Origin of the sequence: Sphingomonas sp. PP-CC-3A-396 (assembly GCF_004343105.1) — a bacterium.
Classification (GTDB): domain Bacteria; phylum Pseudomonadota; class Alphaproteobacteria; order Sphingomonadales; family Sphingomonadaceae; genus Sphingomonas.
In genome coordinates this window covers 63,619-89,151 of the sequence record NZ_SLYF01000004.1, presented here as the reverse complement: position 1 = coordinate 89,151, position 25,533 = coordinate 63,619, and the positions used below count along the sequence as shown (strand labels likewise).

Here is a 25,533-nt window from a genome sequence, read left to right as displayed (position 1 = left end):
CGGCTCTCCGAACGGACGCCGACACCATTGCAGGATGAGACCGTGGCGAGCACCCCGAGCGAGACCCAATATTTCGACAGCTTCGACGGCACGCGCCTCGCGTGGCACGAAGTCGGTGAGGGACGCGCGGTGGTGCTGATCCACGGCTATTTCTCCGACGCGAAGACCAACTGGATCCGCTACGGCCATGCCGCGAAGATCGCCGCCAAGGGCTTCCGCGTGATCATGCCGGACCTGCGCGCGCATGGCGCCAGCGACAAGCCGCATGGGCTGGAGGCATATCCGGCGGATGCGCTGACGCAGGACGGCCATGCGCTGATCGCGCATCTCGGGCTGACCGAGTATGATCTGGGCGGCTATTCGCTCGGCGCGCGGACGACGTCGCGGATGCTGGCAACGGGCGCGACGCCGCGGCGGGTGATTTTTTCGGGGATGGGGCTGGAGGGGCTGACGCAGACGTCGCGGCGTGCCGGGCATTTCCGCAATATCCTGACGAAGCTGGGCCAGCATGTGCAGGGTACGCCGGAATGGCTGGCCGAGGCATTCCTGAAGACTACCGGCGGCGATCCGGTGGCGTTGCTGGGCATCCTCGAGACGTTCGTCGACACGCCGCTGGAGAGTGTGAAGGCGATCCAGCAGCCGACGCTCGTGGTGTGCGGCGGGGAGGACCAGGACAACGGCTCGGCGCCGGATCTGGCTGCGGCGCTGCCCCACGGAACGTATGTCGAGACGCCCGGCGGCCACATGAGCGCAGTGGTGAAGCCCGAACTTGGTCAGGCGATCGCCGACTTCCTGGCGGGCTGACTTGGCTCCTCTTGATCCTCCCCCGCCAGGGGGAGGTGGCTGGCCCTTGCCAGACGGAGGGGGAGGAAAGAGAAACCTTTGTTGCATGTCCTCCCCCTCCGTCACCTGCGGCGCCACCTCCCCTGGCGGGGGCGGATCGCAAAGGTCGGCGTTGCACGGTTGACCGGGCCGCGGCGGACCATCACTCTGGGCGCATAATCCAGGGGAAGATCATGATCCGTACCGTCTCTCTTATCGCGCTCGCGTGCGCGATTGCCGTCCCCGTGACGGCACAGGCCCAGACTGCAGCTCCCGCCGCCACTGGCAAGCCGACCGTCGCGCAAGCCGACGCGTTCGTCGCCGAAGCCGAGCGCGTGATGGCCGCTGCGTCGATTGACGCAAACCGCGTCGCGTGGGTCAACGCGACCTACATCACCGACGACACCGATGCGCTGGCAGCGAAGTCGGGCGCGGAGATGACTGATCTCGGGGTGAAATACGCGCTCGGCGCTGCACGGTACGCGTCGCTGCCGGGGCTGTCGTTCGATACCAAGCGCAAGCTCGACCTGTTGCGCGGCGGGCTGACACTGCCGGCCCCGACGCGGCCGGGCGCGTCGGAGGAACTGTCGACGCTCACCACCAAGATGTCGTCGTCCTACGGCAAGGGCATGGGCACGCTCGACGGCAAGCCGATCAACGGCTCGGATATCGAGGCGGCGATGGGTTCGACGCGCGATCCGGCCAAGCTCACCGAGATGTGGACGAGCTGGAACGACAAGGTCGGCGCACCGATGCGTGGCGACTATGCGAAGATGACCGCGATCTCGAACGAAGGCGCGCGCGAGCTCGGCTACAAGGACGTCGGTGCGCTGTGGCGCTCGGGCTATGACATGACGCCCGAGCAGTTCGCCGCGCTGACGGACACGATCTGGAAGCAGGTCGAGCCGCTCTACATGGCGTTGCATACGTATACGCGGTGGAAGCTGAACGAGAAATACGGCGACGCGGTGCAGGCAAAGACCGGGCCGATCCGCAGCGACCTGCTCGGCAATATGTGGGCGCAGGAATGGGGCAACATCTACGACATCGTCGCGCCCAAGGGTGCGGGCGATCTTGGTTTCGATACCGGGGAGTTGCTCAAGGCGAAGGGCTATGATCCGCTCAAGATGGTGAAGCAGGGTGAGGGCTTCTATTCCTCGCTCGGTTTCGCGCCCCTCCCGGAGACGTTCTGGAAGCGGTCGCAGATTACCAAGCCCGCCGATCGTGACGTGATCTGCCATGCGTCGGCCTGGGACCTCGACAACCAGGACGATATCCGGATCAAGATGTGCACAAAGGTGAACGCGGACGACTTCGTCACGATCCACCACGAACTCGGCCACAATTACTATCAGCGCGCGTACAAGGCGCAGCCGTTCCTCTACAAGAACGGTGCGAACGACGGCTTCCACGAGGCGATCGGCGATACCGTCGCTTTGTCGATCACGCCGGATTACCTCGTGAAGATCGGCCTGCTCGACCAGGCGAAGGTGCCGAGCGCGGACAAGGACATCGGCCTGCTGCTGCGGCAGGCGTTGGACAAGGTCGCGTTCCTGCCGTTCGGGCTGCTGATCGACAAATGGCGCTGGGGCGTGTTCTCGGGGCAGATCCCGGTGACTGGGTATCAGGCGGCGTGGGACCAGCTGCGGCTCCAGTATCAGGGGATCAAGCCGCCGGTTGCGCGGGACGAGACCAAGTTCGATGCGGGCGCGAAATACCATATTCCGGCGGCGGTGCCGTATACGCGGTACTTCCTAGCGCGGGTGTTGCAGTTCCAGTTCTACAAGGCGGCGTGCGACCAGTCGGGCTGGAAGGGGCCGCTGCATCGCTGCTCTTTCTATGGCGACAAGACGGTGGGGACGAAGCTGAACGCGATGCTGAGCATGGGGCAGTCGAAGCCGTGGCCGGATGCGCTGCAGGTGTTCACCGGGAGCCGCGAGATGTCGGGCGCGGCGCTGGTCGAGTATTTCGCGCCGTTGAAGGCTTGGCTGGACGTGCAGAACAAGGGCAAGCCGACCGGGTGGTGAGGGGGCGTTGGCTTATCGCCAGCTGATTTTCGCCCGCTAACTCCTAGTTCCCCCGCGAAAGCGGGGGGCCAGGGTTACGAACGCTACCGCGGTTTTAGCTCTACCCCGCCTCCGCGGGGGAACGAGAGGAGTAGGCCGGGTTATCCAACCCAATCCACCCCGGCGAAGGCCGGGGCCCAGTTGGAACGTCCCGAGTAATGAAGCGCATCGCTCCGTTAGCAGTGCCCCCCAACTGGGCCCCGGCCTCCGCCGGGGTGGCGTGCTAGCAGGGGAGGTGTGCTGCTCGGCGTGAGCAGCTTACTCCGGAACCGTCCCCGGGTCGGCGATCCCGGCCTCGAACGATTTCGATGAGTCCGCCCCGTCGGCCTGATGCGCCTGCTTGCCCTTCGGCTTAAGCGGTACCGGGGCCTTGGGCGTGCTCCCGCGCAGCGTCAGGAGCGCGCCAACTGCGGCGCCAGCGACCGCGACACCGCTAAAGATCGCGGCGGCGCCCCATTTGCCACGCGTCTTTTCGGGTGGCTTGGCAACCACGACCGGCGTGGCGGTTTTCCGCGCGGGGGCCGGGCGGGGCGTGCTGCGCTTGGTCGAACGCGGCTTTGGCGTTGGTTTCGCGACGGGTTTGGGCGGCGCGGCGGACACCGGCTTGTCCGCGGCCGGCTTGGTCACCGGTACGGGCTTGGGCGCGACCGGCTTTGCAGACGACGTCGCAGCCGGAGCCGCCTTCGGCGCACTGGCCTTACGCGGCGCGCGACGGCGGGCGGCGGGCTTCTTTGCTTCCGTATCGGGCGTGTCGGTGTCGGCCACTTCTATCTTCCCTCAGCAATGATTCCGGAAGCGTAACGCATTCCCGCCCGATCCGCTCCGATTTTTACCGGAACGGCGGCTCGTCGAACGCGCGAAGCTTGCGGCTGTGGAGCTTCGAACCTTCCAGGCGGAGCTGTTCGCAGGTCTCGATCCCGATCCGCAGATGCTCGCTGATCGCGCGCTCGTAGAAGCGGTTGGCCTGCCCCGGCAGCTTCAGTTCGCCATGCAGCGGCTTGTCGGAGACGCAGAGCAACGTGCCGTAGGGGACGCGGAAGCGATAGCCCTGCGCGGCGATCGTCGCGGACTCCATGTCGATGCCGACTGCGCGGCTGAGCGAAAAGCGGAGTGCGGACTTCGAGTAACGAAGCTCCCAGTTGCGATCGTCGGTGGTCACGATCGTGCCGGTGCGGAGGCGGCGTTTGAGTTCCTCGCCCGACTGGCCCGAAACGATCTCGGCCGCCTTGGCCATCGCGACCTGCACCTCGGCGATCGCGGGGACGGGGATCTCGGGCGGCAGCACGTCGTCGAGGACATGGTCGTCGCGCAGATACGCGTGCGCGAGGACATAATCGCCGATCCGCTGGCTCGGGCGAAGGCCGCCGCAATGACCGATCATCAGCCATGCCTCGGGGCGCAGCACGGCCAGATGGTCACAGATCGTCTTCGCGTTCGACGGCCCGACGCCGATGTTGACGAGCGTAATGCCGGTGCGGTCGTCCGCCATCAGGTGATAGGCGGGCATCTGGTGACGGCGCCAGGCGCTGTCGGAGATGATCTTGTCGATGTCGTCGCCGGACGAGATCGTGATCCCGCCCGCGCCCGACAGGCTGGTGAATCGTGATCCGTCGCCCAGCTGCGTACCGGCCCAGCGGACGAACTCGTCGACGTAGCGGTGATAGTTGGTGAACAGCACGAAGCGCTGCGCGTGCTCGGCCGGCGTGCCCATGTAATGGCGCAGGCGGGCAAGGCTGAAATCGGTGCGCAGGCCGTCGAACAGCGCGAGCGGCCGCGTCTCGTCGTGCGCGATCCAGAGGCCGTCGGCGATCTCGTCGCCGATATGCGCGAGTTCGGTGGCGGGGAAGTGACGCGACAATTCGGTCGCGGAGACCTCGTCGAGGCTCAGCGCGTGGCCCGGTTCGATCACATAGGGGAACGGGATTTCCTGGCGACCTTCGACCGCTTCGACCGTCACGTCGTAGTCCTCGATCAGCAACGTCAGCTGCTCGATCAGGTATTCGGCGAAGATCGCGGGCTTGGTGACGCTGATCTTGTACTCGCCCGGCGTGACCATGCGGCCGAACGAGCGAAGCGGGGTCGGGCGATCGACACCGCCCTTATAGGTCAGCCGGATCTCGGGATAAGCGAACGAGCCGTCGGTACGGCTGGCGGGATCGGGCGTCGTGCCGTCGGCGATATAGTCGCTCATGGCGGCTTGGAGGCGCTCGACGGAAGCGCGGTAGAGGCGGTCGAGGTCGGCGACGAGGTCGGATGCGATTGTCATCGGGCAGTGTTAGGTGGCGGAGGTTACGGTGGCAAGACTTGCGGGGGAGGGGAGCGTTTAAGGCGCGCTCGACGTCAATGTACCACCCCGGCGGAGGCCGGGGCCCAATTGGGGGACTTATGTAACAGAGGCCGGTCCGAAGTTACCTCGGCCTTGCCAATTGGGCCCCGGCCTTCGCCGGGGTGGTAATGAGGGCGGGTATCGCTCCCGCCCCTCTCGCATTAGATCTCGCTCAGCAGATGCTCTGCCGAGCTCACCTTGAACTCACCCGGTGCCTCGACGTTCAGCTGCTCGACCACGCCGTCGTTGACCAGCATCGAGTAACGCTGGCTGCGGATGCCCATGCCGAACCCCGAGCCGTCCATCGTCAGCCCGATCGCCTTGGCGAAATCGCCATTGCCGTCCGCCAGCAACGTGATGTCGCCGGCACCCGCCGACTTGCCCCACGCGCCCATCACGAACGCATCGTTGACCGACACGCAGGCGACCTCGTCGATGCCCCTGGCCTTCAGTTCGGCCTCCTTCTCGACGAAACCGGGAAGGTGCTTGGCCGAGCAGGTCGGCGTGAACGCGCCGGGGACCGCGAACAGCGCCACCTTGCGGCCCTTGAAGAAGCTGTCGGTATCGACCTGGTCGGGGCCGTCTGCGGTCGCCTTGACGAGGTTGGTGGTGGGAAGCCGGTCGCCGACGCTGATCGTCATCTGAAATCTCCTGTCGCCGCGCGTTGGTTGCGGGCGAGCCGTACCTTGGACGCGGAAGCGAGTATTTCAAGCGTGGCGGGCGATCGTCCGCGTCGCTATGGTCGAACGCATGGACAAGACGCCCTTTCTTTCCGGACAATTCCTGCTCGCGATGCCCGGGATGAGCGACCCGCGGTTCGCCCGCGCGGTCATCGCGATGTGCAGCCATGACGAGAATGGTGCGATCGGCATCGGCATCGGCGCGACCATCGACGGGCTGGGCTTCCACGATCTGCTCGAACAGTTCGGGATCGAGCCGGGCGATGCCCCCAACGCAGCCGTGCATTTCGGCGGACCGGTCGAGCCTAGGCGCGGGTTCGTGGTGCATTCGTCGGATTGGGGCGGGCAGGATTCGGTCGATGTCGCCGGGCGATGGAAGCTGTCGAGCACGGTCGACGTGCTGCGTGCGATCGCCGAGGGAAAGGGCCCGTCGGAGTGGGTGGTGGCGCTTGGCTATGCCGGTTGGGATGGCGGGCAGCTCGAGGGCGAGTTGTCGCGGCCGGGGTGGTTCAACGTGCCGGGGGACGCCGAACTGCTGTTTGATACCGCCGCGGAGGATCGCTGGACGATGGCCTTTGCGCAGGCCGGAGTGGATCCGCGGTTGCTCGTCGCGGAGACGGGGCGGGCCTGACTTCTGCTCCCCTCCCTGGAAGGGAGGGGCCGGGGGTGGGTCGGCCGGTTGGCTAGCCGTGCGCGCGCCTCGAACCGACCCACCCCCAACCCCTCCCTTCCAGGGAGGGGAGTTTAAGAAGGCTAGGGTGGGTCAGGCCAGGCCAACGCGCCTTCTCCCCCCAGTCATGCCGGGCTTGTTCCGGCATCCACTGTTCCGCGTATCCAGCGGCCTGAGGGTATGCGGAACGGTGGACCCCGGAACAGGTCCGGGGTGACGGAGTAGGTTCTAGGGTTCGCCCGCTCACACGTCATATAAAGATATCTTTATATTTGATTTGAGCCCCCCATTCCCCTACAGGGCTCGGCATCCGGCACGGGCATGAGGCTCGCCGATCAAGATCATTCCCAGGAGATATCCTCGTGGCCACCACGCTCGCGCCCCAGAAAACTGACGGCAAGACCGACTACGTCGTCGCCGACATCAGCCTCGCCGATTTCGGCCGCGCCGAGATCAACATCGCCGAGACCGAGATGCCCGGCCTGATGTCGCTTCGTACCGAGTTCGGCGCAGCGCAGCCGCTCAAGGGTGCGCGCATCACTGGTTCGCTGCACATGACGATCCAGACCGCGGTGCTGATCGAGACGCTGACCGCGCTCGGCGCCGACGTCCGCTGGGCGACCTGCAACATCTTCTCGACGCAGGACCATGCCGCCGCCGCGATCGCCGCGACCGGCGTGCCGGTGTTCGCGATCAAGGGCGAGAGCCTCGCGGATTACTGGAACTATGTCGGCGACATCTTCTCGTGGGATCGCGACGTAGAGGGCCAGACCGCCAACATCATCCTCGACGACGGCGGCGACGCGACGATGTTCGCACTCTGGGGCGCCAAGCTCGAAGCCGGCCACACGATGCCCGAGCCCGAGAACGAGGAAGAGGTCGAGATGCAGCGTGCGCTCAAGGCGTACGTCGCGAAGAACCCCGGCTACCTAACCGAGACCGTCAAGAACCTGAAGGGCGTCTCGGAAGAGACTACGACGGGCGTTCACCGCCTGTACGAGATCGCCAAGAAGGGCGAGCTGCCGTTCCCCGCGATCAACGTCAACGACTCGGTCACCAAGTCGAAGTTCGACAACCTCTACGGCTGCAAGGAGTCGCTGGTCGACGCGATCCGTCGCGCGACTGACGTCATGCTCGCCGGCAAGGTCGCCTGCGTCGCCGGTTTCGGTGACGTCGGCAAGGGCTCGGCCCAGTCGCTCCGCAACGGCGGCGCGCGCGTGATGGTCACCGAAGTCGATCCGATCTGCGCATTGCAGGCGGCGATGGAGGGCTTCGAGGTCGTGACGATGGAAGAGGCCGTCAAGCGCGCCGACATCTTCTGCACCGCGACCGGCAACGCCGACGTCATCACTGCCGATCACATGAAGGCGATGAAGCCGATGTCGATCGTCTGCAACATCGGTCACTTCGACTCTGAGATCCAGATCGCCGCGCTGTCGAACTACGACTGGACCGAAGTGAAGCCGGGCACCGACCTGGTGAAGTTCCCGGACGGCAAGCAGATCATCATCCTGGCGAAGGGTCGCCTGGTGAACCTGGGTTGCGCCACCGGCCACCCGTCGTTCGTGATGTCGGCCTCGTTCACCAACCAGACGCTCGCGCAGATCGAGCTCTGGACCAAGGGTGAGAACTACAAGAACGAAGTTTACGTCCTGCCGAAGCACCTCGACGAGAAGGTCGCGATGCTCCACCTCGAGAAGCTCGGCGTGAAGCTGTCGAAGCTCTCCGACAAGCAGGCCGGTTACATCGGCGTGCCGGTCGAAGGCCCGTTCAAGCCGGACCATTACCGCTACTGATTTTCAGGATTCCGTAGGGTTTTCGAAAGCCGCGTCCGCCACCAGGCGGGCGCGGCTATTTCGTTACGCAACCGTGTTGCGGTGATGTCACACTTTCGTAATGTTTCGTCGCACGGATTGAAAAATAGACAGGAAAGGTGTCCTTCTGACTGCAGTAAACGCTTAGGTTCAGAGGGTTGTTAGTATGATTGGCATATCGGTCCGGAAGTCCGGATTGTTCGTAACCGCGTCGACAGTCGCGTTCGTATTGGCCTCGGCGATCCCGGCAGCAGCGCAGACAGCGACGCCGGTAGATGCCCCGACCCAGGCTCCCGGTTCCGATCCGGCCGCTCCCGTCGGTTCTGATACCACGACCGGCGCAGTTGCGCAGACGGCGGCGCCCGAAGCCAATGCCGGCAGCGATATCGTCGTGACGGGTTCGCGTATCGCACGCCCGACGCTCGATTCGCCTGCGCCCGTTACCACTCTGACGATTGCCGACCTAACGCGCACCGGTGCGATCACCGTCGGCGACGTTTTGAACGACCTTCCGTCGTTGCGTTCGACCTACAGCCAGGCGAGTTCGACGCAGTTCATCGGCACCTCGGGCCTGAACTTCCTCGATATGCGCGGGCTTGGCGTTACCCGGACGCTGGTGCTGGTCAACGGCCGCCGGCATATCACCTCGTCCGAGGGTGATTTCCTGGTCGACACCAACACCATCCCGACCGACCTGATCGAACGCGTCGACGCCGTAACCGGCGGCCAGTCCGCGGTCTATGGCTCGGACGCGATGGCCGGCGTCGTCAACTTCGTGCTGAAGCGCAATTTCGAGGGCCTGACGCTCAACGCGCAGAGCGGCTTGAGCGACAAGGGCGATCACGGCACGTATCGTCTCAGCGGTACCTACGGTCAGAACTTCGCCGACGGCCGCGGCAACATCGCGCTGAACCTCGAATATAACCAGTCCGACCTCGTTACCTATGCCGATCGGCCGGGCCTTACGGGTGCGTACACCGGACGTCGCCAGTTCCAGCAGGTGGATAGCCCCGCGCTCGACAACACGGTTCCGAACCGTACGTTCCTCAAGGATGTTCACAGCTTCGGCTATGACAATGGCGGCAACTTCATCGCCTATAACGGCGCCGGGATCGGTGCGTGCAGCAATGGGACCGTGGCGGCAGGCTGCCTTGCCAACGGCTATCCCCGTGTGTTCGGTTTCAACCCCGGCGGTTCGCTGTACGAGTATAATTACGGCACCGATTTCCGTCCGGCCGGTTCGAACAACAACAATGGCGGCGACGGCGGCATCCTCAACGATCGCGGTACGTTGCAGCCATCGCTGAAGCGCTACGTCGCCAACTTGCTGGGTCACTTCGACGTATCCGACGCCTTCAAGCCGTTCATCGAGGCGAAGTTCGTCCGCGTCGAGAGCTTCAACCAGGGTACGCCGACCTTTGCCCAGGGTGGCGAGCAGGGCACCGTCGCAGACGAGGACGCCAACGGCAATCCCTTCACGCGTGCGGCCGTTGGCGGGTTCAGCCGGCAGACGATCGGGATCCCGATCTCGTTGGACAATCCGTATCTCCAGCCCGGCGATGCCGCGACGATCCGTTCGCTGCTGCCGGCGGGTGCGCAGTTCTTCCGCCTGAATCGCAACAACAACGATTTCGGCACGCGCGACGAATTCGACCGGCGTGACACCTACCGCATCGTCGGCGGTGCGGAAGGCACGTTCAACACCGACTGGAAGTATGATTTCTCGGTCAACTACGGCGAGTTCCGCACCCGTTCGTCGTTCTTCAACAACCGCATCAATCAGAATTTCTACAATGCGGTAGATACCGTGCGGAACGGCGCGGGGACCATCGTGTGCCGGATCAACCAGACCAGTGTCACCGATCCGAACTGCGTGCCGTTGAACGTGCTCGGGAATGGCGCTCCCAGCCAGGCAGCACTCAACTACATCAACACGACTTCGCACCGGACCGGAAAGGCGACCGAGTTCGACGTAACGGCCAACATCGTCGGCGACAGCTCGCAGCTGTTCGAGCTGCCTGGTGGCCCGGTGCAGTTCGCGGTCGGCGGCGAATATCGTCGTGAGACCGCGTCCTACGCGTATGACGACCAGGTGAAATCCGGCGCAACGTTCCTCAACGCGATCCCCGATTTCACGCCGCCGTCGTTCGCGGTGAAGGAAGCGTATGGCGAGCTTAACCTGCCGCTGCTCAAGGGCATGCGTTTCGCCGAAGAACTCTCGGCGAACGCGGCTGTGCGCGTTGCCGACTACAAGGGTTCGGCGGGTACCGTGTGGACGTGGAATGCCGGCGCCCTGTACGCGCCGGTTCGCGACATCAAGTTCCGCGTCAGCTATGCCAAGGCTGTCCGTGCGCCGACACTGAGCGACCTCTACTCGTCGCCTTCGCAGAACTTCGACATTCTGAACGATCCCTGCGACGTCAACTTCATCAAGACCGGCCGCGCGACGCGTGCCGCCAACTGCGCCGCAGCTGGTGTCCCTGCCAACTTCATCAACAACGCAGCCCGTGCTGGCAGCACCGAATTCTTGTCGGGCGGCAACCCCAACCTCGAGGCTGAGACGTCGCGGAGCTGGACGTACGGCGTGATTCTCCAGCCGTCGTTCATTCCTGGCCTCGCGATCACGGCTGATTATTACGACATCAAGATCAGCAACGTCATCGCCGCAGTCGGTGCGCAGACCATCCTCGATGCCTGCTATGACGCAGCATCGCTCGACAACCAGTTCTGCGGTCTGATCAACCCGCGCCAGGCGAGTGGTGAGTTCGCCCAGACCGCGCTGCTCCAGAGCACGGTCAACTTCGCTGCGCTGCGGGCGAAGGGCATCGACGTCGATGTGTCGTACAACCGCCGTATCTTCGCCGACGACAAGATCGCATTGCGGTTCGTCGGCACCTGGGTTCGCGATCGCACGGATTATCCGTATCTCGACAACCCCGGCCAGAAGGAGCGCATCAAGGGCGAGCTGGGTGATCCGGTCTACAACTTCAACGTCTCGGCGGACTACACGCATGGACCCGTCACGGTCGGGTATCAGCTCCGCTACGTCGGTCGCCAGTCGATCACCGATTGGGAAGCCCAGCACGACACCAACGGCGTCGCTGCGCTGGATCCCTATTATGCCGACCGGGTTTACTATCCGTCGGTCGTCTATCACGCGCTGCGGGCGTCGGTGGACGTCGACAAGCGGTTCACGTTCTACGGGGGCGTCGATAACCTGACCGACAAGAAGCCGCCTTATGGCTTGCTGGGTAACGGGAACGACGCGATTTTCGATAACGTCGGCCGGTTTATGTACGTTGGCGCTCGCGTGAAGCTTTAAGCCTAGCCGTCGTCTGCAAGGATGATCACCAGATTACGAAGGGCGGGTCCGAATGTCGGGCCCGCCCTTTTGATTGTCTGGTGGCTTTCCCCCAAGGGACGGTTTGGCCTACATGGACGGATGATGTCGCTACGGGCTCCCCGATAATGGTCCTCGGGACCGGTACTGCCGTAACGGTGGGGGCGATTCTGCTTCTGGCGATCCTCGGCGGTTTGGCGCTGCTCTATCTCGGTATGCGTGCGCGAGCGGATGCAACGGAAACGGTGGAGGCGAACGCGCAGTTGCGGACGATCCTCGACGGATCGCCGGCGATCGTTACGGTGATACGCTCGGGTGGGCGGATCGAGATGACGCAGCGGATGGCGGACTGGCTTGGGCTGGACGTACCGCCGCGGTCGCTGGCGGAGCTGGCCACCGGCGGCACGAGCCTGTCCCCGGACGATGCTGCACGGTTGATCGCGGATGTCACTGCGGCGCAGCGGTCGGGGCGAGCCTTCGTTCGCTCGGTCCGGCTGCAGGGTTCGACGCGCGCGATCACGTTTCGCGGGGGCCGAGCCCCCGGCGAGATGGGCGCCACGGGTGCGGTGCTGCTCTGGGCGTTCGACGCGACCGATAGCGAGGCGGAGATCGCTCGGCTTGGGGCGGAAACCGCGCGGCTGGGTGAAGCATATGAGTCGTTGACCGGGCTGATCGAGGCCGCGCCGATGCCGATGTGGTACCGCGCGACAGATCTGCGGCTGGCGATGGTAAACACGGCCTATGTCGATGCGGTCGAGGGGCGTGACGCTGCCGATGTCGTCGCGCGCGGGCTGGAACTGGTCGAGGGATCGGGGCGCGGTGGGCCGCTCGCCGGCGCGGCGGTTGCGCGCGAACAGGGGCGGCCGCATCAGCAGGTTCTGCCCGCGACGATCGACGGCGCGCGCCGGTCGTTGCAGATCTACGACGTGCCGCTGCCGAGCGGCGGCGTGGCCGGGTTCGCGATCGATATCGAGGAACTGGAGCAGGCGCGGTCGGGGGCAAAGCGCTTTGCCGAAGCCCAACGCGCGATGCTCGATCGGTTGTCAGCCGGCGTGGCGCAGTTTGGCGGGGACCGCTCGCTCGTGTTCTGCAACCAGCCGTTTCGGCGGATGTTCGCGATGCGCAGCGAATGGCTTGCCGACCGCCCCGAATTCGACCGGGTGCTCGAGCGAATGCGCGAAGCCAACCGGCTGCCCGAGGTCCGCGACTTCCCGAGCTGGAAGGCGGAACGGCGCGACTGGTTCATGCAGACGGGCGCGGCGCAGGGTGGCTCGGTCGGCGGGGGGGCGATGGAGGAGAATTGGCACCTCCGGGGCGGCACGCATCTTCGCGTCGTCGCGCAGCCTCTGCCGGACGGCGGCCTGCTGCTGATCTTCGAGGATCGCACCGAGCAGGTCCAACTCGCCAGCGCGCGCGATACCTTGCTGCGCGTGCGGACCGCGACGTTCGACAATCTGTTCGAGGCACTCGGTGTGTTCGCGGCGGATGGCCGGTTGCAGCTTTGGAACAACCGGTTCCGTGCGCTCTGGGGGCTGGAGGAGGAGTTCCTCGCCTCGCATCCGCGTGTCGATGCGTTTGCCGAGGCGGCTGGCGCCAAGCTCGCGACGCCGGGGCGGTCCGCGTTGATCCCCGATCTCGTCCGCTCGGCGACAGTCGGACGCCAGCAGCGCGGCGGACGCGTGGCGTTCGCGGATGGGCGGCATTTCGAGTTTGCCGGCGTGCCGCTGCCCGATGGGAATGCGCTGTTCACGATGCTCGACATCACCGACAGCCGGCGCGCGGAGCAGGCTCTGCGGGATCGCGCGGACGCGCTTGAAGCGACCGATAAGGTGAAAACGGCGTTCGTAGCCAACATGAGCTACGAACTGCGCACGCCGCTGACGTCGATCAGCGGGTTCGCGGAGATGCTGCATGGCGGGTACGCAGGCGCAATGACGCCGCAGGCCGAGGGCTATGTCGGGGCGATCCTCGAGTCCGTCGAGCGGCTTGGGTTGCTGGTCGACGACGTGCTCGACCTGACGCGGGCGGAGAGTGATCGGGCGGAGACGGATCGGACAGATGTCGACCTCGCGACCACTGTTCGCGCGGCGGCGGAGACGATCCTGCCGTCGGCCAAGCGGCGGAAGCTCGACTTCGCGGTCGAGGTGGCGCGTTCTACCGGGCGCGTGAACGGCAATCCGAAGCGGTTGAAGGAGGTCGTCGAGCATCTCCTGCGCCACGCGGTCGCGGCAACGCCCGATGGCGGGCGGGTGTTGCTGCACACCGACGGCAATGCGACGTCGGCGCGGATTGTTGTTTCAGACGACGGGGTCGGGATGGACGCCGAGGCGGTCGCGCACGCGTTCGACCGGTTTGCGGAGTCGAAGCCGATGGGGGATCGCGCGCTTGGTCTGGGGTTGCCCTTGGCCAAGCAGTTCGTGGAGGCGCATGGCGGGACGATCGAGCTGGTCTCGGAGCCGGGTGCCGGCACGCTGATCACCGTAGAATTGCCGCGGCGATGATTACTGCCACTCCGTCATGCCGGGCTTGTTCCGGCATCCACCGTTCCGCGTGCTCGCCGGCCGTAGAGAGTGCTGACGGGTGGACCCCGGAACAGGTCCGGGGTGACGGAGGGTGGTGAGACTCCTCGATCCGCAAGCGACCGAGGCATTCGGAGCGATGCTCGCAGGACGTGTCCGCCCCGGCGATGTGATCACCCTCGAAGGCACACTTGGCGCCGGCAAGACCAGCGTCGCGCGAGGACTGCTCGCAGCACTCGGCCTCGCTGGCGAGGCGCCATCGCCCAGCTTCGCGATCGTCCAGCCCTACGAGCCGCCCGAAGTCCGCTTCCCCGTCCTCCATGTCGACCTCTACCGGATCGACGACCCCGCCGAGATCGAGGAACTGGCTCTTGACGACGCGCGCTATGATTCGCTGTTGCTGGTCGAATGGCCCGAGCGTGCCGGTCCTGATTACTGGCCCGATGCGCTTCGCTTGAGCCTGACGATTGAGCCGGACGGCACGCGCGGCTTGACAGTAGGAGTCCCGGAAGCTTGGAGGTCGCGATGGCCGACATGACCCCGCCGCGCGGCGCCGCCGCTTTTCTCGACGCTCATGGCTGGGGTGAGGCGCAGATCCTCCCGGTCGCCGGCGACGCGTCGTTCCGGCGCTATTTCCGCGCGGTCGAGGTTGGGCGTCAGGCGATTTTAATGGACGCGCCGCCCCCTCATGAAGACCCGCGGCCGTTCATTGCCATCGCGGAATGGCTGGCCGAGCGCGACTTCGCGGCGCCAGCGATCTTGGCGTGCGATCTCGACCAAGGGCTCGTGTTGATCGAGGATTTTGGCGATATCCGTTTGCGCGAGACCGTCGATGCCGCGCCGGACGAGGAACTGTCGCTCTATGCGCCGGCAATCGATCTGCTGGTGCGGTTGCGCGCCGAGCCGGCGGGACCGGTACCTCCCTATGATCGCGCGGTGCTGAAGCGTGAGGCAGGGCTGTTCGTCGAATGGTATTGCCCGGCGGTCGGGATCGAGCCCGATCTGGCGGGCTGGGACGCAGCCTGGGAGACGGTGTTCGACCACGCCATCGCCGAAACGCCGGTCACGGTACTCCGCGACTATCACGCCGAGAATTTGATGCTGGTTGGGCCCGAGCGATCGCTCGGCCTGCTTGATTTTCAGGACGCGCTGGCGGGGCATCCGGCCTATGACCTCGTGTCGCTGTTGCAGGATGCGCGGCGGACGGTCGATCCGGCAGTCGAGGCGGCGATGCTGGCGCGCTATCGCGCGGCGGCGGACGCGGGGGAAGAGTTCATGAACGCGTATCACGTGCTCGGCGCGCAGCGGAACGCGAAGATCCTCGGCATCTTCACGCGGCTATGGAAGCGCGACGGCAAGCCGCACTACGCGACGATGTGTCCGCGTGTCTGGGCGTATCTGGAGCGCGACCTGGCGCAACCGGTGATGGCGCCGGTCGCGGCATGGTTCGAGGCCAATGTACCGGCGGCGTTGCGCGGCGATCCGCTGGTCCTGAGCGCGTGAGCCGCCAGCAGACGATCCGCCCTGTCCCGCGCGGGATCGTGCCCGAGACGGCGATGGTGATGGCCGCGGGCTTGGGCAAGCGGATGCGCCCGCTGACCGCGACGCGCCCCAAGCCGCTGGTGCAGGTCGCCGGCAAGCCGTTGATCGACCACGTCTTCGAGCGGTTGCAGGCCGCCGGGATCAAGCGCGCGGTCGTCAACGTACATTATCTCGCGGACACGCTGGAGGCGCACGTCACCGATCGGTTCGCGGGGATCGATGTCGTGATCTCGGACGAGCGAAAAATGCTGATGGAGACGGGTGGTGGCCTCGTCCAGGCGCGTGGCTTGCTTGGTGATGCGCCGGTGTTGGTGGTGAACAGCGACAATCTGTGGATCGACGGACCAGTCGACGCGATCAAGCTGCTCGCGTCACGCTGGGATGATGCGAAGATGGACGCGCTGCTGCTGATGGTACCGCTCGCGCGTGCGCATAATCACCGCGGACCGGGCGATTTCTACCTCGCCGCCGATGGCCGGATCAGCGGGCGGCGCAAGTCCGGCCGGCTCGCGCCTTTCGCCTATACCGGTATCCAGATTCTCCACCCGCGGCTGATCGCGGACTGGCCGGAGGGGCCGTTCTCGACCAACATCTTCTGGGATCGCGCGATCGAGGCGGGCCGCGCTTACGGTCAGGTCCACCAGGGGCTGTGGTTCGACGTCGGGACCCCCGCCGCGATACCCAGGACCGAGGCGATCCTCGCGGATGGCTGATGTCGCCACGGCGGGTCGTCCGACACTCTACACGATCCCCGCGCACCGGGCGTTTGCGGATGCGCTGGTCGCCGGGCTGATGCGGCAGGCGGGACGGGATCCGCTGGCGCTAGCGCGCGCGCTGGTCGTGTTGCCGAACAACCGAGCGGTGAAGGCGGTGACCGAAGCGTTCGTGCGCGCGAGCGGCGGCGGGCTCGTGTTGCCGCGGCTGGTGGCGCTGGGCGATCCGGAGATGGGCGAGTCGGTCGGTGCTGCGCTCGATCCCGCGGACGATGTCGATCCACCGCTGCCTGCGGTGCCGCCATATCAGCGGCGCATGATCTTGGCGCGACTGGTGTCGGAAGAGCGGGCGCGGGAAGGCCATCCCGTCGACGCGGCCGAGGCGGTACGGCTTGCCGGCGAACTTGCGCGGACGCTCGATCAGCTGCTGGTCGAGGAGGTGCCGCCAACCAAGTTGCGCGATATCGAGCTCGGCCCCGAACTCACCGAGCATTGGCGGCGCGCGCTGGCGACGTTCGAGATCGTCCTGCAACGCTGGCCGGGCGAACTCGCGCGGCTAGAGCGGATCGACGCAGCGACGCGGCGCTCGGCGTTGCTCGACCGGCTCGCCCAGCGCTGGCGAAGTGCATCGCCTGCCGGGATCGTCTGCGCGGCGGGCGTGACCGATTCCGCGCCAGCGGTCGCGCGCCTGCTCCGCTGCATCGCCGACATGCCGCAGGGCATGGTAGTGTTCGCCGGCCTCGACCTGGCGCTGCCGGACGAGGAATGGGACGCGCTCGGCCCGCACGATCCGAACCCGGTGACTGGGCTCACGCGGCGCTCGATCGAGACGCATCCGCAGTTCGATGCCAAGCTAATGCTCCTTCGCATGGGCGTCGCGCGCGGCGAGGTGCAGACATGGCGCGAAGGTGGCGGGCACGATGCCGACCCCGCGCGTGGCCGAGCGATCGCCAACGCGCTGGCGCCCGCGGACTTCACCGGAAAATGGACGCAGATCGCGGCGGAGGATCGCCGTTTGAAGGGCGTGACCGCCGCCGAACTCGCGACCCCAGCGGAGGAGGCGCAGGCGATCGCGCTCGTCCTGCGCGAGGCGTTGGAGGTACCCGAGCGGACCGCCGCGCTCGTCACGCCGGATCGTGCCTTGGCACGGCGAGTGGCAGCGCATCTCGGGCGCTGGAATATCGGCATCGACGACAGCGCGGGGCGACCGTTGTCGATCCTGCCACCGGGTACGCTGCTGCTCGCGTTGGCCGAGGCGGCAGCGCAACGCTTCTCGCCGCTCGCGTTGCTGGCGTTGCTGAAACATCCGCTGGTCCGCGCCGGCGAGGATCGCCTGCTATGGCTCGACGGCGCACGCGCGCTCGACCGACGGTTGCGCGGGCCAAGGCCGGCGGCGGGGCTCGACGGGATCGCCGGACATCTGGAGGAGCGCAAAGGCACGGCGGCAACATGGTGGACCGACGTCCAGCCGCTGCTGACGCCGCTGGCGAACGCGTTCGATCAGGGACCGCAGCCTCTGGCGTCGGTGCTCGCCTGCCTGCGCGAGACGGCGCAGACGTTGTGCGGCGACAATCTCTGGTCGGGCCTCGCAGGGCGTGCCGCAGCCGAGTTCCTAGCGGATTTGGAAGCCGAAGCCCCAGCCGGACCGCCGCGGATCGATCCGCGCGAACTGCCGCAGTTGTTGCGAACGCTGCTCGACGAGGTCGCGGTACGGCCGGCACCGGGCGGCCACCCGCGGCTCGCGATCTATGGCCTGATCGAGGCGCGGTTGCAGACGGCCGACGTCATGGTGCTCGGCGGGCTGAACGAAGGCGTGTGGCCGGGGCGGCCTGCGCCTGATCCTTGGCTGGCGCCGCGCATCCGGATGGAGCTTGGCCTGCCGGGGCTGGAGCGGCGGGTCGGCACCGCGGCGCATGATTTTGCGCAAGCTTTGGGGGCGCCGCGAGCAGTGGTCACGCGAGCACGGCGGGACGCGAAGTCACCCGCGCTTGCGTCGCGGCTCTGGCTGCGGTTGCAGGCGCTCGCAGGCGATCGGTTCGAGCGGGCTTCGGCACTGGAAGGCTGGACGCGAGCGCTAGACGATCCGGGCGAGCATCTCCCCGCCGACCGTCCCGCGCCTTCGCCGCCCGCGCTGCTGCGTCCGAAGGCGATTTCCGTCACCGAGGTCGATCGCCTCAAGGCCGACCCCTACGCCTTCTACGCACGCCGCGTGCTCGGGCTGATGCCGCTCGACCCCGTCGACGCCGATCCGAGCGCCGCGTGGCGCGGGACCGCGGTGCACGACATCCTCGAGCAATGGTGGAAGCAGGACAACTGCACCGTCGACACGCTCCGGCAGCGCGCAAAGGCGATGCTCGACGACGAGCGCACGCATCCGATGATGCGCGCACTCTGGCAGCCGCGCCTGCTCGAGGCGATCGATTGGATCGCGGGCGCTATCGTCGCGCAAGGCGAGGACGGCCGCACGGTCGCCAGCGCCGAGGGCAAGGGCAAGATCGAGATCGCCGGGGTGACCTTGTCGGGGCGCTACGACCGGATCGACAAGCTCCCCGACGGGCGCCTCGCGGTGATCGACTACAAGACCGGCAAGCCCCCTTCGCCGACCGCCGTCCGCGCCGGCTACAGCCTGCAACTCGGGCTCCTCGGACTGATTGCCGAGCGCGGTGGGTTCCCCGACGTCTCCGGCATCGCGGGGGCGTTCGAATATTGGTCGCTCGGCAAGAAGCGCGACGCGTTCGGCTATATCGAGAGCCCGGTCGATCCCGAGGGCAAGCGCGACAAGATCCCGACCGCCGAGTTCACCGCGATCGCAGCGCACAACTTCAGCGAGGTGGTCGGCGAATGGCTGACCGGCAGCGCCGCCTTCACCGCGAAACTCGTGCCCGAATACGCCCCCTATGCCGAGTATGATCAGCTGATGCGACGCGACGAATGGTACGGCCGTGAGCGGTGATGCGCTCGCCACGCTCCCCCGGCTGAGGGGCGCGCAGGCCGATGCGAGCAACCCCGCCTCGCACGTCTGGCTGTCCGCCTCGGCGGGCACCGGCAAGACGCAAGTGCTGGCCGCCCGCGTGTTCCGGCTGTTGTTGCGCGGCGTAGATCCCGGCGCGATCCTATGCCTCACCTTCACCAAGGCGGGCGCCGCCGAGATGGCACAGCGGATCAACGGGCGCCTCGCCGCATGGGTGCGGATGCCCGCCCCAGCGCTCGCCGCGGACCTGATCGCGCTCGGCGAGAGCCCGGTCCAGACGCTGCAGGACCGCGCGCGCACCCTGTTCGCTAAGGTGCTCGATGCGCCGGGCGGGGGCCTGCGCATCCAGACCATCCACGGCTTCTGCCAAGGCTTGTTGGCCGCGTTCCCCGTCGAGGCCGGCTTAACGCCAGGCTTCCGACCGTTGGAAGCGCGTGAAGAAGCCGGCCTCGCCCGCGAAGCGCTGGCGTCGATGCTATCGGATGCCGAGCGCGAGGGCCGCGAACGTCCGGTCGAGATCGTCGGTCGGCTGTCGCTGCGGATGGGCGAGGGCGGGGCTGAGGCGTTCCTGCTCGCCTGCGCCCGAGCGCTGCCCGCGTTGGAGGCCCTCCCAGTCGGCATCCAGCCGTGGCTGCGACGTGAACTCGGCCTGCCCTCTGGCGATATCGACGAGGCGATCGAAGAGCGGTGCGACGCGCTCGACCTCGATGCGATCGCGCGCATCGCCGCGGCCAATCGCGCCTGGGGGACGGCCACCGGGCAGGCCGCAGCGGCGACCGTGCAGCGCTGGCTCGACTCCGAGGATCGCGCGGCGTCGTTGGACGAGCTCGCCAGCGTCGTGCTGACCGGCACGGGCACCCAGCGCAAAGCCTCGAAGAAACTGATCGATGCCGAGCCCGACTACGAGGTGCTCGCGCGCGACTTAGGCGAGGCCTGCACCGACGTCCTGTCGATGGTCCAGCGCGCGACATACTGCGACCTGCTCGCCGACGGGCTGGAAGTCGGGCGCGACTATGCGCGAGGCTATGCGCTGGCCAAGCGGCGCGCGGGGGCGGTCGACTTCGACGACCTGATCGCGACGACGGTCGCGCTGCTCGACCAGCCGGGGATCGGCGAATGGGTCCGCTACAAGCTCGACCAGGCGACCGAGCATCTGCTCATCGACGAGGCGCAGGACACCAACGGCCACCAGTGGCGGATCGTGCGCGCGCTGGCGGACGAGTTCTTCGTCGGCCGCGGCATCTATGCGCCGTCGACGCGCACGCTGTTCACGGTCGGCGATTACAAACAGGCGATCTTCGGGTTCCAGGGGACCGATCCGCTCAATTTTCAGGCCGCCGAGCAGTATTTCGGCGGCCGCGCGAGCGAGGCGGAAGGCGATGACGACTGGCCCGAGGAGGAACGTGGGCTCCCCTTGGCACGACTGTCGCTCCGCCACTCGTTCCGATCGACGAGGACCGTGCTGGAGTTCGTCGATGCGGCGATCGATGCGATCGGCGAGCCGGGGCTCGGAATCGCGGGCGAAGTCGAACAGCACGCCAGCGAGGTCGCAGGCCCCGGCACCGTCACGCTCTGGCCGCCGGTATCGGCAGGCGGCAGCGAGGACGACGAAGAAGGCTGGGTCGACGACGCAGTGCGCAAACTCGCCAGCGATATCGCGCGTGCGGTGAAGGGCTGGCTCGCGCCCGACACCGGGCTCATGCTGGAGAGCAAGGGGCGGCGGTTGCGGCCCGAGGACGTGATGATCCTCGTCAAGCGACGCGGCGACCTCGCCTCACTGATCGTCGCGCGGCTCTATGCCGAGGGCGTGCCGGTGGCGGGCGTCGATCGCTTGAGGCTGAACGCGCCGCTCGCGGTGCAGGATCTGCTGGCGACGATCCGTTTCGTGTTGCAGCCCGAGGACGACCTCAGTGTTGCGGCGCTTCTGGTGTCGCCACTGATCGGCTGGACGCAGGACGAATTGATGGCAGCGGCACCGCGTGAGACCGGGCCGTTGTGGCGTCACCTTCAACGCACGCAACCCGCGACGCGGCTCGCCCCGTTGCTGGCGATGTTGGCGCGCGCCGACATCGCGACGCCCTACCAGTTCCTGGAGGAACTGCTGTCGGGCCCGCTCGACGGTCGCCGCAAGCTGATCCGTCGGCTGGGCACCGAGGCACGCGATCCGATCGAGGAACTACTCAACGCCGCGCTGACCTTCGAGAGTACGACGACGCCGTCGTTGCAGCGCTTCCTCGACTGGTTCGATCGCGGCGATGTCGAGATCGTCCGCGATCCGTCTGCGCCGCTCGATGCGGTCCGGGTGATGACCGCACACGGCGCGAAGGGGTTGCAGGCGCCGCTGGTGATCCTCGCGGACGCGACCGCCGATCCTTCAGCCGCACCGCGCTCGATCCTGAAATGGGCGCCGGAGCCCGGGGCCGCGCCGATCCCGGTGTTCCGGCCACGGTCGAGCGAGCGTGGCGGACCGCTGGATGCCGTCGTGTCGGCCGCCGAGCAGCGCGAACTGGAGGAGCATTGGCGGCTATTCTACGTAGCCGCCACGCGCGCCGAAGAGCGGTTGGTGATCGCCGGTAAGCTTGGGACACGCTCGCAGGGCGTGCCGCCAGAGAATAGCTGGTATGCTGCTGCCGATCGCGCACTGACGGCGCTTGATGTCCCGGTGGGCGAGGGCGCGCGGACGTTTGCCGGGGTCGAGCCTCAGCCTGCGGTGATCGCCAAGACTTCGGCTTCTGTCGAGATTGCGGCTAACGCGCAGCTGCCGGCCTGGGCGCATCAACCTGCACCGCAAGAAGCACGACCGCCTCGTCCGCTGTCACCGTCGGCATTGGGCGACGACGCGGTGTCCGATCCACCGCCGACGCCAGCGATGCGCGTCGCAGCGGAGCGGGGCCGGTTGATCCATGCGCTGTTCGAGCGTCTGCCGGCGGTTGCTGCCGCCGACCGCGCGACGGCAGCGGATCGCTGGCTGGCGAAAGCAGGCGGCGTCGACGATCCCGCAGCACGGGCCGAAATCGTGCAGAGCGTGGTCGCCGTGCTCGACGATCCGCGCTTTGCCAAGCTTTTCAGCGCGGATACGTTGGCCGAAGCGCCGATCGCCGCGACCCTCGCGAACGGCATGGTCGTGTCGGGGACGGTCGATCGCCTGCTGATCGAGGCAAATCGTATCCGCGTCGTCGACTTCAAGACCGGTCGACGCGCGCCACGCGGGCTCGACGACGTGCCGGAATATCATCTGAAGCAGATGGCAGCCTATGCCGAAGCCTTGAGCGTGATCTTTCCGGATCGGTCGGTCGAGGCGGCCTTGCTGTACACCGCAGGACCGCGGTTGATCGTGCTGAACGACGAGACGCTGGCCGCAAACAAGCCGCACTATCGGCCCACGGAGCAAAGCTAGCGCCCCGGTGGTTGAGCGCACACGCGAGCGACCCTAGATTGCGTACAACCAAGGAGAATTCACGATGGCGACCAAGCAGATCACCGATGCCAGCTTCGATGCGGACGTACTGAACGCCGACGGCCCCGTGCTCGTCGATTTCTGGGCGGAATGGTGCGGCCCGTGCAAGATGATCGGGCCGTCGCTCGAGGAAATCTCGGAAGAACTCGGCGAGAAGGTGACGATCGCCAAGCTCAACATCGACGAGAACCCCGACGCGCCCGGCAAGTACGGCGTCCGCGGCATCCCGACGATGATCCTGTTCAAGGGCGGCGCACCGGCAGCGACCAAGGTCGGCGCGGAGCCCAAGGGCCGGCTTAAGGCGTGGCTCGAAGGCGAACTGGCCTAAGCCAAACTCCCTCCGTCATCCCAGCGAAAGCTGGGATCTCCCGGTTCGAGCCACCCCGCTTACCAACCGGGATACCCCAGCTTTCGCTGGGGTGACGGCAATAGGGGGTTAGCTCCGATAGTCGGCGTTGATCGAGAGGTAGCCATGCGTGAGGTCGCAGGTCCATACAGTGGCCCGCCCTTCGCCTAGTGCGAGGTCGACGCCGATTTCTATTTCCTGGCCCTTGAGATGCGCCGCCACTGGCGCCTCGTCGTAACCGCTCAGCGCCAAGCCGCCCTCGGCAACCTGTGTATTCCCGAACCGAATCGAGAGCGTATCGCGGTCGGCGGGTTCGCCGGCCTTGCCGACCGCCATGACGACCCGGCCCCAGTTCGCGTCCTCGCCGGCGATCGCGGTTTTCACCAGCGGCGAGTCGGCGATGCTCATGGCGATGCGGTGCGCGCTGCGGTCGCTCTCCGCGCCGGTCACCTGGATTTCGATCAGCTTTTGCGCACCTTCGCCGTCGCGGACCACAAGCATGGCGAGTTGATGGCATAGGTCAGCCAGTGCAGCGCGGAAGGCGTCGGCCCCCACGCTGTCATCATCCGCCAGCGGGACGTTGCCAGCCTTGCCGGTCGCGAACGCCAGCACCGTGTCGCTAGTCGATGTATCGCTGTCGACGGTGATGCACGAGAAGCTCGGTGCGTTCGCCTTTGACAGCGCGGCTTGGAGGAACTCGGGCTCGACCGCGGCGTCGGTGAAGATGAACCCCAGCATCGTCGCCATGTCCGGCGCGATCATCCCCGAACCCTTGATGATCCCGACCAGCGAGACAGTGCGGTCGCCGATGACTGCTGTCGTCACCGCGCCCTTGGTGAACGTATCGGTCGTCATGATCGTCGCGGCGGCATCCTCCCAGCTGCACGGCTCGGCAGCAAAGGCGGCGTCGAGGCCCGCTTCGGCCTTGTCGATTGGCAACGGCACGCCGATCACGCCGGTCGAGGACACGAACACGTCCGAAGGCTGGCAGCCTAGATGCGCCGCGGTCCGCGCCGCGATCGCCTCGACTGCCGCACGCCCGCGCGACCCGGTGAAGGCGTTCGAATTGCCGGCATTCACGACCAGCGCCCGAGCCTGCCCGAGTGTCAGCGCCGCACGGCACCACTCCACCTCGGGCGAGGGACACTTGCTCTGCGTCAGCACACCGGCGACCACGGTCCCCGGTTCCAGCGTCACGAACGTCAGGTCGCACCGATTCCAATTCTTGTACGCAGCCCGCGCGACATGCAGTGTGACTCCGTCGATCGAAGGGGCGGCGGGGAAGGGCAAGGCGAGCGGCGAGGTCTGCATTCCGCCTTCATAGTCGCTGCAATCCGGGCGGCAAGATCGCCGATCGCGCTTGACCGTCATCGGTCCGCCGGTGTCCAAGATGGCGCGAGGGGGCTCTACGATGACGGACGCAAACGTAAGCGAACCATATCCCAGCCACTTGGGCGCCCGGTTCGATGGCAGTAGCCCGACCGTGATGGTTGCGGTCCTTGCGCTGATCGCGGCGTGCAGCCTGGCCTTTGCCGCCTGCATCCTGCTCGCCGCCAAGGACGGTTATCGCTCCTGGCGGTCCCCGTACCCGACGATTCTCCCCCGTGATCTTCCCGTTGCCGTCACCCGGGCGCGCCCGATCGGCAGCTATGCGGAATGGTTCGGTCCCGATGACTATCCCCCGGCTGCAATCCGGGCCGAGCAGGAGGGTGCGGTCCGGGTCGCGTTACTCGTCGGCATCGATGGCCGCGTCGAGGCCTGTGAGATCCTCGCCGGAAGCGGTATCAGGAGGCTTGATCGCGGTACGTGCCGCGCGGCGGTCCGTCACGGTCGCTTCAGGCCGGCGCGCGATGCACGTGGCGCAGCGATCGTCTCGCGCTTCGAGCTTCCCCGCGTTCGATGGGCGCTGCCACGAGACGAACGGTAGATTTATCGCGCCGGCTCGCATACAGCCGGTGCTGCATGAACCTGCTGCTGCTCCTTTCCGCCCTCCTGTCCGCGCTGACCGGCGCGGTGCCGGGCGTGCGTGGCCAGTCGGCACAGGCGGTTGCGCAGGGTAGCGTTTGCTCGCAGTCGGTGGCGGCAGCGCCGGTCAAGGTTGCTATACGACCTGCTGCGGTTCTGGCGTCGTTGGAAGACGTTTGCGTCTCCGCGGCGTTGCGAGTCATCGCCTTGAGCAAGGCTCCGATCTGGGCGGACCGCCGGCGCGAATAGCGTCGCGCGTCTGACCTTTCGGCATACAGGCCGCCCTATCTCTCCCCGCGTGC

Annotated in this window: 18 protein-coding genes; 14 read left to right on the top strand and 4 right to left on the bottom strand. The window is 66.6% G+C overall.

From position 1 onward, the window contains the following. The first annotated feature begins 42 nt into the window (after positions 1-42). Together C8J40_RS08810 and C8J40_RS08805 are read left to right on the top strand one after the other, a co-directional pair. The gene (locus C8J40_RS08810) at positions 43-804 is read left to right on the top strand and encodes an alpha/beta fold hydrolase (protein WP_132896733.1); all 762 of its coding nucleotides are present in this window, start codon (positions 43-45) and stop codon (positions 802-804) included. A gap of 212 nt (positions 805-1,016) precedes the next feature. Then, positions 1,017-2,849 carry a M2 family metallopeptidase gene (locus C8J40_RS08805; protein ID WP_132896732.1) on the top strand — a complete coding sequence of 611 codons (1,833 nt, stop codon included), beginning with the start codon at positions 1,017-1,019 and terminating at the stop codon, positions 2,847-2,849. Positions 2,850-3,146: 297 nt separating this feature from the next. Here the strand turns inward: C8J40_RS08805 and C8J40_RS08800 are convergent, their stop codons facing one another. From C8J40_RS08800 to C8J40_RS08790, 3 genes are all read right to left on the bottom strand, one after another. Beyond that, a complete protein-coding gene (locus tag C8J40_RS08800) occupies positions 3,147-3,653 on the bottom strand; it encodes a hypothetical protein (protein ID WP_132896731.1) in 507 nt (168 codons plus the stop codon). 64 nt (positions 3,654-3,717) lie between these two features. Next, positions 3,718-5,154: an AMP nucleosidase gene (locus tag C8J40_RS08795; RefSeq protein ID WP_132896730.1), complete on the bottom strand. Its 1,437-nt coding sequence runs from the start codon at positions 5,152-5,154 to the stop codon at positions 3,718-3,720. A gap of 221 nt (positions 5,155-5,375) precedes the next feature. Next, a complete protein-coding gene (locus tag C8J40_RS08790; protein WP_132896729.1) occupies positions 5,376-5,855 on the bottom strand; it encodes a peroxiredoxin in 480 nt (159 codons plus the stop codon). Between the two features lie 109 nt (positions 5,856-5,964). Here C8J40_RS08790 and C8J40_RS08785 point away from each other — a divergent pair, with 109 nt between their 5' ends. The 10 genes from C8J40_RS08785 (at position 5,965) to trxA (ending at position 23,248) form a co-directional block, all read left to right on the top strand. Continuing rightward, complete coding sequence (locus C8J40_RS08785; protein WP_132896728.1) at positions 5,965-6,525, top strand: YqgE/AlgH family protein; 561 nt, start codon at positions 5,965-5,967, stop codon at positions 6,523-6,525. Between the two features lie 401 nt (positions 6,526-6,926). Beyond that, entirely contained in the window at positions 6,927-8,360 is a 1,434-nt protein-coding gene (gene ahcY, locus C8J40_RS08780) for an adenosylhomocysteinase (protein WP_132896727.1), read from the top strand. Between the two features lie 184 nt (positions 8,361-8,544). Then, positions 8,545-11,700: a TonB-dependent receptor gene (locus C8J40_RS08775; protein WP_132896726.1), complete on the top strand. Its 3,156-nt coding sequence runs from the start codon at positions 8,545-8,547 to the stop codon at positions 11,698-11,700. 146 nt (positions 11,701-11,846) lie between these two features. Continuing rightward, on the top strand, positions 11,847-14,219 hold the full coding sequence (locus C8J40_RS08770) for a PAS domain-containing sensor histidine kinase (RefSeq protein WP_132896725.1): 2,373 nt from the start codon (positions 11,847-11,849) through the stop codon (positions 14,217-14,219). 115 nt (positions 14,220-14,334) lie between these two features. Next, complete coding sequence (gene tsaE, locus C8J40_RS08765) at positions 14,335-14,775, top strand: tRNA (adenosine(37)-N6)-threonylcarbamoyltransferase complex ATPase subunit type 1 TsaE (protein ID WP_132739821.1); 441 nt, start codon at positions 14,335-14,337, stop codon at positions 14,773-14,775. After that, on the top strand, positions 14,772-15,740 hold the full coding sequence (locus tag C8J40_RS08760; RefSeq protein ID WP_207901192.1) for a phosphotransferase: 969 nt from the start codon (positions 14,772-14,774) through the stop codon (positions 15,738-15,740). Before tsaE ends, C8J40_RS08760 begins: the two co-directional genes overlap by 4 nt. Continuing rightward, positions 15,737-16,492, top strand: coding sequence for a nucleotidyltransferase family protein (locus C8J40_RS08755; RefSeq protein ID WP_243643370.1), 756 nt, complete (start codon positions 15,737-15,739; stop codon positions 16,490-16,492). The genes C8J40_RS08760 and C8J40_RS08755 overlap by 4 nt, the downstream gene beginning before the upstream one ends. Then, positions 16,485-19,445, top strand: a complete 2,961-nt coding sequence (gene addB, locus C8J40_RS08750) for a double-strand break repair protein AddB (protein ID WP_132896722.1) — start codon at positions 16,485-16,487, stop codon at positions 19,443-19,445. The genes C8J40_RS08755 and addB overlap by 8 nt, the downstream gene beginning before the upstream one ends. Next, entirely contained in the window at positions 19,435-22,860 is a 3,426-nt protein-coding gene (addA, locus tag C8J40_RS08745) for a double-strand break repair helicase AddA (protein ID WP_132896721.1), read from the top strand. The genes addB and addA overlap by 11 nt, the downstream gene beginning before the upstream one ends. A 64-nt stretch (positions 22,861-22,924) precedes the next feature. Next, the gene (gene trxA / locus C8J40_RS08740; protein ID WP_055877560.1) at positions 22,925-23,248 is read left to right on the top strand and encodes a thioredoxin TrxA; all 324 of its coding nucleotides are present in this window, start codon (positions 22,925-22,927) and stop codon (positions 23,246-23,248) included. Positions 23,249-23,356: 108 nt separating this feature from the next. Here trxA and argJ read toward each other — a convergent pair whose 3' ends face one another. Then, positions 23,357-24,577 (bottom strand): bifunctional glutamate N-acetyltransferase/amino-acid acetyltransferase ArgJ, encoded by a 1,221-nt coding sequence (argJ, locus tag C8J40_RS08735; protein ID WP_132896720.1) that lies wholly within the window; start codon positions 24,575-24,577, stop codon positions 23,357-23,359. 139 nt (positions 24,578-24,716) lie between these two features. On the opposite strand from argJ, the gene C8J40_RS08730 reads away from it, so the two are divergent. Together C8J40_RS08730 and C8J40_RS08725 are read left to right on the top strand one after the other, a co-directional pair. Beyond that, positions 24,717-25,193 (top strand): energy transducer TonB, encoded by a 477-nt coding sequence (locus tag C8J40_RS08730; protein ID WP_165911396.1) that lies wholly within the window; start codon positions 24,717-24,719, stop codon positions 25,191-25,193. A gap of 35 nt (positions 25,194-25,228) precedes the next feature. Next, complete coding sequence (locus C8J40_RS08725; protein ID WP_132896718.1) at positions 25,229-25,480, top strand: hypothetical protein; 252 nt, start codon at positions 25,229-25,231, stop codon at positions 25,478-25,480. Positions 25,481-25,533: the final 53 nt, after the last annotated feature.

What these genes read in the sequence shown, in the direction of transcription:
- C8J40_RS08805 (WP_132896732.1), top strand. Translation starts at nt 1,017, where the DNA reads ATGATCCGTACCGTCTCTCTTATCGCGCTCGCGTGCGCGATTGCCGTC.
- C8J40_RS08795 (WP_132896730.1), bottom strand. Translation starts at nt 5,154, where the DNA reads ATGACAATCGCATCCGACCTCGTCGCCGACCTCGACCGCCTCTACCGC.
- C8J40_RS08790 (WP_132896729.1), bottom strand. Translation starts at nt 5,855, where the DNA reads ATGACGATCAGCGTCGGCGACCGGCTTCCCACCACCAACCTCGTCAAG.
- C8J40_RS08785 (WP_132896728.1), top strand. Translation starts at nt 5,965, where the DNA reads ATGGACAAGACGCCCTTTCTTTCCGGACAATTCCTGCTCGCGATGCCC.
- C8J40_RS08775 (WP_132896726.1), top strand. Translation starts at nt 8,545, where the DNA reads ATGATTGGCATATCGGTCCGGAAGTCCGGATTGTTCGTAACCGCGTCG.
- C8J40_RS08770 (WP_132896725.1), top strand. Translation starts at nt 11,847, where the DNA reads ATGGTCCTCGGGACCGGTACTGCCGTAACGGTGGGGGCGATTCTGCTT.
- C8J40_RS08760 (WP_207901192.1), top strand. Translation starts at nt 14,772, where the DNA reads ATGACCCCGCCGCGCGGCGCCGCCGCTTTTCTCGACGCTCATGGCTGG.
- addB (WP_132896722.1), top strand. Translation starts at nt 16,485, where the DNA reads ATGGCTGATGTCGCCACGGCGGGTCGTCCGACACTCTACACGATCCCC.
- trxA (WP_055877560.1), top strand. Translation starts at nt 22,925, where the DNA reads ATGGCGACCAAGCAGATCACCGATGCCAGCTTCGATGCGGACGTACTG.
- argJ (WP_132896720.1), bottom strand. Translation starts at nt 24,577, where the DNA reads ATGCAGACCTCGCCGCTCGCCTTGCCCTTCCCCGCCGCCCCTTCGATC.
- C8J40_RS08725 (WP_132896718.1), top strand. Translation starts at nt 25,229, where the DNA reads ATGAACCTGCTGCTGCTCCTTTCCGCCCTCCTGTCCGCGCTGACCGGC.